The sequence below is a fragment of the Sphingobacterium sp. UBA6645 genome (genome assembly GCF_002455685.1).
GTDB classification, from domain to species: domain Bacteria; phylum Bacteroidota; class Bacteroidia; order Sphingobacteriales; family Sphingobacteriaceae; genus Sphingobacterium; species Sphingobacterium hotanense.
The window spans coordinates 7621-17910 of sequence record NZ_DKLH01000083.1; the positions used below are offsets into that span (position 1 = coordinate 7621).

At 37.2% G+C, this 10290-nt stretch carries 15 protein-coding genes; 11 read left to right on the top strand and 4 right to left on the bottom strand.

The window, feature by feature from the left end; genetic code table 11:
- Window positions 1–611: BT_3044 domain-containing protein (locus B2400_RS14660; RefSeq protein WP_293934541.1), on the top strand; the 611-nt coding region annotated here is incomplete at its 5' end.
- Between the two features lie 131 nt (window positions 612–742).
- A complete protein-coding gene (locus tag B2400_RS14665) occupies window positions 743–955 on the top strand; it encodes a hypothetical protein (protein ID WP_149525552.1) in 213 nt (70 codons plus the stop codon).
- An 84-nt stretch (window positions 956–1039) separates the two neighbouring features.
- Here B2400_RS14665 and B2400_RS14670 read toward each other — a convergent pair whose 3' ends face one another.
- Both B2400_RS14670 and B2400_RS14675 read right to left on the bottom strand, forming a co-directional pair.
- Window positions 1040–1759, bottom strand: coding sequence for a LytR/AlgR family response regulator transcription factor (locus B2400_RS14670; RefSeq protein ID WP_149525553.1), 720 nt, complete (start codon window positions 1757–1759; stop codon window positions 1040–1042).
- Complete coding sequence (locus B2400_RS14675) at window positions 1756–2775, bottom strand: sensor histidine kinase (protein ID WP_286652200.1); 1020 nt, start codon at window positions 2773–2775, stop codon at window positions 1756–1758. The genes B2400_RS14670 and B2400_RS14675 overlap by 4 nt, the downstream gene beginning before the upstream one ends.
- 233 nt (window positions 2776–3008) lie before the next feature.
- On the opposite strand from B2400_RS14675, the gene B2400_RS14680 reads away from it, so the two are divergent.
- The gene (locus B2400_RS14680) at window positions 3009–3539 is read left to right on the top strand and encodes a hypothetical protein (protein ID WP_149525556.1); all 531 of its coding nucleotides are present in this window, start codon (window positions 3009–3011) and stop codon (window positions 3537–3539) included.
- Between the two features lie 31 nt (window positions 3540–3570).
- Window positions 3571–4041 (top strand): hypothetical protein, encoded by a 471-nt coding sequence (locus tag B2400_RS14685; RefSeq protein ID WP_149525557.1) that lies wholly within the window; start codon window positions 3571–3573, stop codon window positions 4039–4041.
- A 138-nt stretch (window positions 4042–4179) separates the two neighbouring features.
- Here the strand turns inward: B2400_RS14685 and B2400_RS14690 are convergent, their stop codons facing one another.
- Together B2400_RS14690 and B2400_RS14695 are read right to left on the bottom strand one after the other, a co-directional pair.
- Window positions 4180–4989, bottom strand: coding sequence for a hypothetical protein (locus B2400_RS14690; protein WP_149525558.1), 810 nt, complete (start codon window positions 4987–4989; stop codon window positions 4180–4182).
- Window positions 4990–5077: 88 nt separating this feature from the next.
- Window positions 5078–5941: a hypothetical protein gene (locus tag B2400_RS14695; protein WP_149525559.1), complete on the bottom strand. Its 864-nt coding sequence runs from the start codon at window positions 5939–5941 to the stop codon at window positions 5078–5080.
- 370 nt (window positions 5942–6311) lie between these two features.
- Here B2400_RS14695 and B2400_RS14700 point away from each other — a divergent pair, with 370 nt between their 5' ends.
- The 7 genes from B2400_RS14700 to B2400_RS14730 all read left to right on the top strand — a co-directional run bounded on the left by B2400_RS14700 (window position 6312) and on the right by B2400_RS14730 (window position 10276).
- A complete protein-coding gene (locus B2400_RS14700; RefSeq protein ID WP_187774004.1) occupies window positions 6312–6479 on the top strand; it encodes a hypothetical protein in 168 nt (55 codons plus the stop codon).
- A gap of 80 nt (window positions 6480–6559) precedes the next feature.
- Window positions 6560–7198 carry a hypothetical protein gene (locus B2400_RS14705; protein WP_286652199.1) on the top strand — a complete coding sequence of 213 codons (639 nt, stop codon included), beginning with the start codon at window positions 6560–6562 and terminating at the stop codon, window positions 7196–7198.
- Between the two features lie 141 nt (window positions 7199–7339).
- A complete protein-coding gene (locus tag B2400_RS14710) occupies window positions 7340–8266 on the top strand; it encodes a sensor histidine kinase (RefSeq protein ID WP_286652198.1) in 927 nt (308 codons plus the stop codon).
- Window positions 8267–8271: 5 nt separating this feature from the next.
- Window positions 8272–8937, top strand: a complete 666-nt coding sequence (locus tag B2400_RS14715) for a response regulator (RefSeq protein WP_286652197.1) — start codon at window positions 8272–8274, stop codon at window positions 8935–8937.
- A gap of 81 nt (window positions 8938–9018) precedes the next feature.
- On the top strand, window positions 9019–9198 hold the full coding sequence (locus tag B2400_RS14720) for a hypothetical protein (protein WP_187774005.1): 180 nt from the start codon (window positions 9019–9021) through the stop codon (window positions 9196–9198).
- A gap of 16 nt (window positions 9199–9214) precedes the next feature.
- Window positions 9215–9742, top strand: a complete 528-nt coding sequence (locus B2400_RS14725) for a thermonuclease family protein (protein ID WP_187774006.1) — start codon at window positions 9215–9217, stop codon at window positions 9740–9742.
- A 189-nt stretch (window positions 9743–9931) separates the two neighbouring features.
- The gene (locus B2400_RS14730; RefSeq protein WP_293934550.1) at window positions 9932–10276 is read left to right on the top strand and encodes a hypothetical protein; all 345 of its coding nucleotides are present in this window, start codon (window positions 9932–9934) and stop codon (window positions 10274–10276) included.
- Window positions 10277–10290 lie beyond the last annotated feature (14 nt).

The window sequence follows — 10290 nt, forward strand, 5'->3', positions numbered from 1 at the left end:
AGAAACTTTATGCGAAATTATTGCCTAGAGAAAAATATAAGATTGAAGATTATAAAATACAGATCAAGGCAGGCGAACGAACAGGGAAGACACAGGTAAAGCTATTGGTTGATGGTCTTTCTCCTGATTCGACCTATTTTATTGCATTGAAGGCTAGTGAGGTCGGTGCGGTTGAAATCAATGAAAAAAAGAAAACTATTCTTTACCAGATTCAGATAAAGAATGCTTATGCTTCACAGGCTTCCGACGCTTTTTATACGATGGCGGGTTCGGCAAATGATATTGTGACGGCGGGAAATAAAAAGTTATATCCATTGACTAAGAATTCGGTTCGCGTGGTTGCGGGGAACGAGAGTTTTGAAAATAGCGAGGCTGCCATTGCAAAGACTTCGATGATCTTAGAGGTTGGCGAAGATAACAAAGTGACGATCAAGCCCTACAAGGATCTTCAGATCAAACAATTGGAAGGCGATGAAAGATATCCGAATACGTATCAATTAGAAGAATCTTTCGGTAGGAAATTTCATGTTTTCAATTTGAAATATGAATATCAGGTGGGAGAAACACCGATTGTGATGCAGGAGGAATTGCGTCTGGAAGTTGCGGATTAGATTCATCGATAATTTCTCGAATATATCCGCCAGTAGTGCAAATGTAGATTTTAAATGTTCGAATATTAGATATGGAAGTAGTTTAAATTCAGTGTTTTCTATATTTATAAATAAAACTAAAACTTAAGAGTATGAAGGCATTATCGAATCTTTCGAAATTTGAGATCAAAGAACAAAGCACTGTAAAAGGTGGAAAAGGATTTCCTCCAGGAACATACCCTATGCCAGGAGTTTCATTTCTAGCATTTTCACTTAATGAGTCATCGATCTTCCCAGGAACATACTACTATTCGGTTTGGGATGCGAATGGAAATTATGTTTGCGGTTATGTTCTACAAAAGTAAAACAAGATTAGGGAATGAAGGAGAGGCTGTGCAAAAACACAGCCTCTCGTTATTTATACCATTAAGCTCATAATTCTTGTTGTGCTAGAGTGTATTGTTTTCAATAATTGCAATCAGCTTTGCTCTGTAGCTAGCGCTTATCGGGAGTTTTTCGCCTTTTACCGACGCATGGTTATCCACGATAAAGTCTAGGTAATTGTTATTTAGGATAAATGAGTTGTGTATTCGTATAAAGTTTGAAGGGAGCTGTTCTTCGAGTTGTTTCATTCGTTTATAGACCAATACTGGAGAGTCATTTGCCAATACTACTTTGACGTATTCTTGTTGTGCTTCAAAATATAGGATATCATCGTAGTAAATTTTAATATGTTTTCGATCGGATTTGATGAACATAAACTCCTTTTTGCTCTCAGCAATGACGAAGGATTTATTTGCTGTTTGGGCTTGAAAGTAATCTCTAACTTTTTCTACCGCTTGCACAAAAGGCTTGAAGATGATAGGCTTCAATATATAATCTAGTGCATTGTATTCATAGCCTTCCAAGGCGAAGCTGGCATAGGCGGATGTAAAAATGATGCACTGTCCTTTCGGGAGTAATGCCGCTAATTCCATACCTGACATTTTAGGCATGTTGATATCCAGAAAAACTAAGTCGACTTTTTCTTTCTCCAGAAATTGTAATGCTTCAAAAGCGTCGTAACACTTTTGTTTTAACATCAAATAGGGAATCTTTTGAATATAGTCTTCAAGCAATTGAACCGCATTCGGCTCATCATCAACAATTAGACAGGTAATTATTTTCATAAGGGTAACTCTAGGTTGGCATTAAAGACATTGGTCGTTAGTGTTCTTTCAAATGTATAGTTTTTTCCATAAAGTAAGTCGAGGCGGGAGATAAGATTCTTTAGGCCGTTGCCACCTTGTTGGGTGTTTTTATCTTCGAAAACCCTATTTGATACCCTAATCATTAATTTTCCATCTGCGGATTGGATTTTTAACGAGAGGTAGTTTTCTGTGCTTCTTTTGTCGATTCCATGTTTAAAGACATTTTCGACCAAAGGTATGATGAGCATGGGAGGAAGCTCGATGGCATTTGAATCGACATTAACTTCGATATCGACGCGCATGGGGTGCAGCATTCGCATCCTTTCTAAATCAATATAATCTTTTAGGAACTGTATATCTGTGGGGAGTTTGACTAGTCCTTTTGATGCTTCATCCACAAAGTAGCGCATGATATTCGCAAGTTTTTCAATCAATTTGGCAGTTTGAGGAGACTCTCGTTGTGCGACGTAATAAATATTGTTGAGCGTATTGAACAAGAAATGTGGTTGGACCTGTGCTTTTAATAAATCGAGTTCCACTTTGGAGGTATATTCTTTAAGTTGCTTTTGGTCTTTGCGCACTTTGAAGTAATCCAAAGCTAGCCTGAATATAAAACTGAAAAGATAGTTAATGATTAAGGAGGTCATTATGCTAGCATAAACCTGAAAACTCGTACTTTGATCTGCCCCTCGAACATAAAGTTCATGAAAATAAGAACGAAGTTCTACACGAATAAAGCAAATTGTCCCGAGCAATAGGACTGTTGCAAGCAAATAGGTCAGCCGACGTCCCTTAAAATATAGCGCTGGCAAAAGAAAACAAGCATTTCCGTAGATTACCGCGAGCATACTAAGCATATTGATGACGGTGAATACCAAGGCGTAGCCAAAATCAGCATTCTGAAGATAGGATGCAAAAGTTAGAATCGTCACGAAAAGCCAGGTGATGACTTGTAACTTGACCAGAGAAACCTCTCTGTCGAAAAATTTAACCATAGTATTCAAGTTAGTAATACGTTGCTATATCCTAAATAATTTTCAATAGAATATTGTTTTTCATCAACAGATTGAAAGGTTGAGGATAGTTGCTCGTTCGTTAAAAATTCTATGCAATGTATTTAATTCATTCTAATATAAAGTTAGGGCAAGCGCATATTTGTTAGCAAGGAGATCAGGCAGCATTGCCAAAATCGGAAATATTAAAATGAAGAACAATAATGGATAGAATAATGAAAAACACACTTAACAAAATCGGCTTACTTCTAGTTTTAGCACTTCTGATGGTTTCTTGTAGTAAAGACGACTCCTCATCGGACGACTCAGAGGTTTTTTTTCGCTGTAAGATTAATGGGAAATTACATGAATTCAACCATAGTTTAAGTGCGAATGATAAACCGGACGATTGGAATACTATACATTTCGTGACCGTTGGAGGCCGTGAGTCGAAAGACATGGCTTCGCCGGGTTTTGGATTTCAATTGGTTTCCGATGAAGGAGCAAAAGAGACGACTTATGTTGCTGCGAATGGTGAAGGCCCTGAGTTGATCGGACAGTACTATATTCAAAACGTGGTGGACGGAAAGATTGTAAGTACGACAGGGTACCGCGGAGACGGGAACGATGGTTCAAGTTTTACATTGAGCATTACCAGTTTGACAAAATGGGGCGTTAAAGGAACTTTCTCGGGTGTATTGGAGGGAGACGACGTATTCCTGACGGTGACTGAGGGCGAATTCTCCGCGCCGTATAATAAGAACTAAAACATTTTTGAAAACTATAAAAACGAACACTATGAAAGCGATTTGTATATCATTACTGATGCTGTTTTGCCTAACAGCGACACAAGTAAAAGCACAGGGATTTTTAGATAAGATTGATCGTGCTACCGATAAACTAGATAGAGCAACGAATACCGCTGATCGCGCTGCGAATAAAGCCGATAAGGCAGGTAAAGTGGGTAAGAAAATCACAGGATTTTTCGGAAAAGGGAAAGACGCGGAAGACGGGCTGAACAAGACTGTTGTGAAGATTGAAGGAATCAGTTATGATCAATTGAATCAGCTGAACAAAAGCTTGAAATCTTGTCAAGGTGTCAGTGCGACGACTGTGGCTTACAACAAGAACAGTTCAAAAATTACAGTATCGCATGCAGGTGGCAGTAGTGAGCTGCTAGACGAGATGATGAAGAGATCTCAAGGTATTCTCTCGAAAGATGCAGTAGAAGGAGTAGAGGAGGGGCAGATCGAGTTATCGATAAAGTAGGTGCTTGATGGTCATGTTAAAGATTGAAGAAACAACAAACTTAATCCGCATACCGTTAAATTTTTAAGTAAAATCACACAAAACGTTGTTAATTCCTATGAGTTAGCTTAACTCTACCGGTCCTCGGTAGAGTTTTTTTTATTTCTCCTTCCGATATTTCTTTTGTTTTTCTGCGGAAAAAAAGAATTCCAGGCGTATATCCGGTTTTTGGAGCTTTCCCCTTCGATAAATAACCGGAAACCTTGTTATGAGTTTCGCCACACGCAGCGCCTCTTCTCTGAAAATTTCCGACTTTCCATAAACATGGAGTATGGTATCTAATTGTCCCTTTTCATTAGCGAGTAGATATACTCCGGCATGACCTGATTTTTCAATAGTAGGTAATGCTGACCAGTTTATCAGCGTGTCGATATGCTTATATAGTAGAGGATCGCCCATGTACATCGGTGTGTTTTTAGACATCGAGTTGTCGAAGTAAGCAGTGCTGTGTAATATCCCATTATCGAAAACATATTCATACTCATGTTCGAAAACGCTGGAGAAGACAGCATGATCGGAATACAGAAGTTTGCCACGAAATGCGGTAACCGTGTCGGAGAACCAATCTGCTTTCACTCGCCCGTTTTTGAACTTTTTGCCAAATATTACATGGAGATTTGCTTTGGCATTTTTCATTTCATTATAGATGTTGGTTAGATACAATTGATCATCAATAATTTCCCAATAGGCAACATATCCTCGCCAGCAGCCTGTTGAAAATCCCGCTAAGGAATCGGGAAAAAGTGGTTTATCATAGTTATTTAGATTCCTCCATTCATCGAACGGTAAAGCATGTAGCAACATGGTGTCTCCTTTGATAATTAGTCTGTCGGGTTCCTGCTCAGTAGCATGAGTGAAAGATGAATTGCTAATTAGGAAGAGGAAGGCTAAAATGGTGTAGTATTTCATGATATATTGGTTTTATATCATGATGAATTGAGGATGCTAATTCCATAGAAAATTGGAATTTAATATTGTTGGGCCTCCTATTTTGAAACTATTTCGTAGGATTTGAGCCTTTATATTTCTTGATCATATACCAAGTTGCCGGCTTTAATGTTCTTTCTTTATGAAGAGGATGCCGGCCTGCGCTTGTGAAAAATTCAACTTCATTGTTGATTTTCGAATACCAAACTTTATTCACATGCTCTTCCTGAAGCGTATCTGTTTGGGTAATCTTTTTAAAATGTATTAAATCTATTGGATCGAGAATTAGTTTCTCCGCATGTTTAATTTCTTCTTTGCAGTCGATTTTTACATATTGTGCTCCGTCCCAGTACATACATCCATCAGGTTTCAATTGCGAAGATGTCATATAGCCTACTGCGGCAAAGGAGAGGCTTGCTGCTGATATAGCTAGAATTTTGTTTAATCTGGTTTTCTTTTTCGGCTTAGCGCTCTCTGTAGTTTGGAAGAGTTGATTACGCTCAACGTTGTTATACATTTGAGGCATTTCAAGATCAACAGGCGCTTTAGATTCGTCATGTTGAAGATTTTGAAATGAGTTTCTCCACTCTACAAATGGTCTTGGACTAAAATCGATTAAGGCAGCAACTAATTTGACAATAATTTCGTCTGGAATTTTTGTTGTACCATTAAGGAAGTTTTGAACCGACTTTAGTCTTCCTAAATCGGTAGTTCTAATCGCTTTTTCGAGATCATCAGCTTTCGCATTTGAATTAAAGTATTCTTCAAAGACAGTTCTGTCTTCCTTGTTAAGTCCTTGGCGATATTTATTGGATGCATAATTTCTAAGATTCGCTGGCGAAGGATTTTCTAGGCTAGTCGGTAAAGCTCCTTGATTGCGTTTCTTCGTGTAATCCGCTAAAACTTCTTCCCTAAAGATGTCGAATTCAAACATTGAACTAATTGGTTTTCGTCATTCGAAATAAAGCATAATATCTAAGATGTACAAATTGTCTGTTGGAAAACAGGAGTTTTCGGAAATCAATAAGAAATATCGGAAATACCGGAAATATCTGATTTATAGCTGTTAAACGCCTGTAGTTTTGTCCTATGAATTCTTCGATAGCTCGTTTATTATTAGCGCGACTGTAGAGAATTCGTTTGGTAAGCTTGTAGAGAATCATCTGAAAAAGAGGAAGATCGTTTGATTTTCCTATGAGTTTACTTCTTCCTAAAAATCAGAAGGCCTTCTGAAAAATTAATGATTGATGCCATTTAGAAACGATGGCATCGGGATAGTTTTTTGACCTTAAATTTTAGAAGAAATGAAAAATTTGTTCGTAGCTCTACTACTGACTTTGGTGTGTTCCGCAGGTTATGCAAACTCCTTAGCTACAAATGATGGTGACCCTCAGACAAACAGCGGCGATAAAGGATCGGTACGTCCTACAAGACCATCGATGCCGACAATTTTGCCTGATCTGCTAGGCTAAGATCGCTAATTAAAAATGCAGGTAAAATCACTTTTACCTGTATTTTATATTTGGTAATATTGTTTACCAAATTATTATCCATGCGATGTCAATTATTCACACTGCTATTCAGCATATTGCTATTATTAGCGTGCCATTCTGAACGTCAAAAGTTAGCCGAAACTGATTCGAAATTAACTGTTGATAGCAATAAGAACTACGCTAAGGCAAATTCTTTCCTAGAGCAAGGAAGGTATGATAGTTCCTTTGTTTATTTTGATTTAGCAAGTGATGATTTTATACAAGAAGGCGATAGTCTTCATGCTGCGATATGTTTGATCCAGATGGCTATTACCCTGTTTGAAGAAGGCGATTATTATGGCGCTCAGGAAACTTCATTGGAGGCGGATAAGCTTTTAGATTCCCTTAATCAATCACATTCAGACTTGTTAGCTTTTAATTACAATAATTTGGGGAATGCAATTTCTGGTTATGGCGACAACGAGACAGCCATTGTATATTATGATTTGGCTGTGCAATATGCTGCGAATAAGATTGATGAACAAACCTATAAAAATAATAAAGCTGTAACACTTTTTAGTGCGAAGCGTTTTAAGGAAGCTTTTTTGATTCATAAAGAGAACTTAAAATCTGCTGGTAAAAAGGATAAGAACTATGCACGATGCTTGTCGAATTATGCGAATACAAGGTGGCGGATTGACAAAGCATATAATCCTTAGCCTGACTTACATAAGGCATTAGAGATACGTTTAGATGAATCGGATGATTCGGGAGTGAATTCCAGTTTTTCGCACTTATTTGAATATCATGATGGACGAAATTTGGATTCTGCGAGAATTTATGCTTCGAAATCCTTTAACATGGCCAGCAAGATCCAAGTTAGTACTGATCAGATAAATGCTGCAGAAAAGTTAATCAAGGTCAATTCAGATTCATCAAAATACTACTTTCAAATTTATAAGCATCTATCCGATAGCGTGCGGATGGCTCGATTAAAGGCGAGGAATCAGTATGCATTAATTCGTTATGAAGCCGAAAAAAACAAAATCGATAACCTAAAGCTTCAAAAGGACGTGTTGGATAGAGACCTTCGCATTTCGAAGGAGCGAGTCATTATGGTTGCAGTAATCGGGTTTGTACTTTCAGCACTTACATTTTTTATTTTGTGGGCAAAAAGGAGAAAACAAAAGATTACGATGGAGGCCGAAAATAAAGTGAAAGAAATACAATTGAAAACCTCAAAGAAAGTCCATGATGTTGTTGCAAATGGCATTTATCGTGTAATGACTGAATTGGAGTATAAGAGCGATTTTAATAAGCATGAACTTCTAGATAAACTGGAAGTTATGTACGAAAAATCCAGAGATATTTCCCATGAAACGAAGGAAATGTCTGAAGAAGGTTTTGCAATTGATGTCTCCACGTTAATCAAGTCATTTGCTAACGAGTCAGTTCACATCTTTATTGTCGGCAATTATCCACATATTTGGAATAAATTGTCTAAAAATACGAAGAATGAAGTATTGATCATTTTTCAAGAACTCTTGGTGAATATGCGGAAACACAGTCTCGCTAATGAGGTGATTTTTAGGTTTGAAGAACAGAATAATTTCTTAAATATTTTCTATCAAGATAACGGCATCGGATTCACCAAAGAGCGAAAAATTGGCAATGGTCTCCGGAATACGGGAAACCGTATGGAAAGGTTGAAAGGTAAATTTAATTTTGTTTCCGAAAGAGGAAAAGGAGTGAAGATAGAGTTGAATTTACCGCTTCCTCAAAACTGACCATTATGTTTAGAAAAGTATTAATTGCAGAAGATCATGAGAGTACTAATGTTTCCGTTCAACGGACCATTAGTGATTTGGGGGTAGAAATCGCCAAGTATGTATATTACTGTGATGATGCTTTAGCGTGGATCAGTCGAGCGTTACGGGACGGAGATGCTTTCGATTTGTTGATTCCAGATCTTTCTTTCGAAGAAGATTTCAATAAGCAACGTATTGCGGGTGGTATTGAACTGATTCAAGCCGTCAAGGTTATTCAACCAAATTTAAAAGTTATAGTTTTTTCTGGTGAAGATCGACCTGCCATCATTGACAGATTGTTTAATGAATATGGCATAGATGGCTACGTTCGCAAGGCAAGGCGCGATGCTCAACATCTTAAGGAAGCTTTTATAGCGATCGATCAAGGGCATACTTATGTTTCCTTCGATATTAAACAATCCTTAAAGCAAAGTCATACCTATGAATTCTCAAATATCGATATCCAAATTGTAAAACTGCTGTCAGAGGGAGTTTTGCAGAAAGAAATTCCAAACCATCTTAAGCAAAGGAATATAAATTCTTCCGGATTGAGCAGTGTAGAAAAGCGGTTGAACATGATGCGAGAAGTTTTGGCTTTTAACAAAAATGAACAGCTGGTTGCTTATTGTAAAGATAAAGGGTTTATATAGGGGATTTTCATTCGAATACAGGGATTTACCAACCAACAAATTATTACTATATCGAATTTCTGATCGGACAGTTGTCTAGAAATGGACCATCAATACTGTCAGGGAGGCTATTGCGAAGGCTATTATGTAATGTATGAAATTCCTTCTTTAAAGGTTATCACAGACAAGGCCTATACGTCGGATGATAGCGACAATTTCAATGAAGGTGAAGATGAGGTTATCGATCCGATCATCGATTCTACAACATACGATGGCTTTTAGTTTTAACTTTGTATCTATGAATAAACTTTTATTAACATTCTTGATTTTTGTTTCCTGCCAAACGCAAAATGTTGCTGTCAATGAATTCTATGCGGATATAGATTTCGAACAGCAGATGTTCCAAAATCCAGAGATTTTTAAAGTGGATAAACTAATCGATGGTGATACGTTCTGGGTCATGAATAGTCGAAGGGAACATATGAAGGTTAGGTTAATTGGGATTGATGCGCCAGAAACAAGAACAGTTTTTAAGAAGAAAAAGCACCCCTTTGGTATGACGTCGAAATTGTATTTAGATAGTATTTTAGTGGCGAATCCTTATGTAAAATTAACCTTCGACGTCGATTCTTTGGATCAGTATGGACGAACACTCGCTTATGTTTATCTGAATGATGGAACCTTCGTAAACGAATTGATGGTTAAGAATGGATATGCCACATTAATGACGATTCCGCCTAATGTTAAATATCAAGAAAGACTGTATAAAGCGCAGGTAGAAGCGAGGGAAAGAAAGCTAGGAATATGGAAATCAGGTCTATATTAGCCGAAAAATTCTTTTATTAGAGGGGATAAAGATAAATGATTAAAGCAAATTAGTATCTTAACATGCCTTTATTATGATAAAGCCAAAAAGAATCCTCGGGGTGATGATCATTATAGTCTTCGTGCGCAATACTATTAACCATCTTTTCTGTTTAATTGAATAACTTTAGATATTAAAACCTACTGCATTATGAAGTATTTATTGATTACTGTTTGTCTTCTTTCGTTTATCTCATGTTCTAAAAACGATAGTCTCACAAGTGCTGAAACTGATTTAGTTGGTGACTGGAAGAGCGTAGATCCAGATTATGGATCTATTTGGAGTTTTGAATCGAATAGAGCGTATACAGAACGTTCTTACATTTTGTTTTCTAAATTAGATCATCTTAGATTATTAGAAAGGGGAAATTATAAAGTGATTGAAAATTCTCTAATAAAGAATATTGATGGGGAAGCATCTTATCAAAGTAAGATTCTTAAGCTCACAAAGGATAGTTTAATTCTTCAGTCTCAAGAGGATGAAATTGCCGTGTAACCCTCCCTATTTTC

Coding starts and splice junctions, on each gene's coding strand:
- B2400_RS14665 (WP_149525552.1), top strand. CDS start 743: ATGAAGGCATTATCGAATCTTTCGAAATTTGAGATCAAAGAACAAAGC.
- B2400_RS14670 (WP_149525553.1), bottom strand. CDS start 1,759: ATGAAAATAATTACCTGTCTAATTGTTGATGATGAGCCGAATGCGGTT.
- B2400_RS14675 (WP_286652200.1), bottom strand. CDS start 2,775: ATGGTTAAATTTTTCGACAGAGAGGTTTCTCTGGTCAAGTTACAAGTC.
- B2400_RS14680 (WP_149525556.1), top strand. CDS start 3,009: ATGAAAAACACACTTAACAAAATCGGCTTACTTCTAGTTTTAGCACTT.
- B2400_RS14685 (WP_149525557.1), top strand. CDS start 3,571: ATGAAAGCGATTTGTATATCATTACTGATGCTGTTTTGCCTAACAGCG.
- B2400_RS14690 (WP_149525558.1), bottom strand. CDS start 4,989: ATGAAATACTACACCATTTTAGCCTTCCTCTTCCTAATTAGCAATTCA.
- B2400_RS14695 (WP_149525559.1), bottom strand. CDS start 5,941: ATGTTTGAATTCGACATCTTTAGGGAAGAAGTTTTAGCGGATTACACG.
- B2400_RS14700 (WP_187774004.1), top strand. CDS start 6,312: ATGAAAAATTTGTTCGTAGCTCTACTACTGACTTTGGTGTGTTCCGCA.
- B2400_RS14705 (WP_286652199.1), top strand. CDS start 6,560: ATGCGATGTCAATTATTCACACTGCTATTCAGCATATTGCTATTATTA.
- B2400_RS14710 (WP_286652198.1), top strand. CDS start 7,340: ATGGCCAGCAAGATCCAAGTTAGTACTGATCAGATAAATGCTGCAGAA.
- B2400_RS14715 (WP_286652197.1), top strand. CDS start 8,272: ATGTTTAGAAAAGTATTAATTGCAGAAGATCATGAGAGTACTAATGTT.
- B2400_RS14720 (WP_187774005.1), top strand. CDS start 9,019: ATGGACCATCAATACTGTCAGGGAGGCTATTGCGAAGGCTATTATGTA.
- B2400_RS14725 (WP_187774006.1), top strand. CDS start 9,215: ATGAATAAACTTTTATTAACATTCTTGATTTTTGTTTCCTGCCAAACG.
- B2400_RS14730 (WP_293934550.1), top strand. CDS start 9,932: ATGAAGTATTTATTGATTACTGTTTGTCTTCTTTCGTTTATCTCATGT.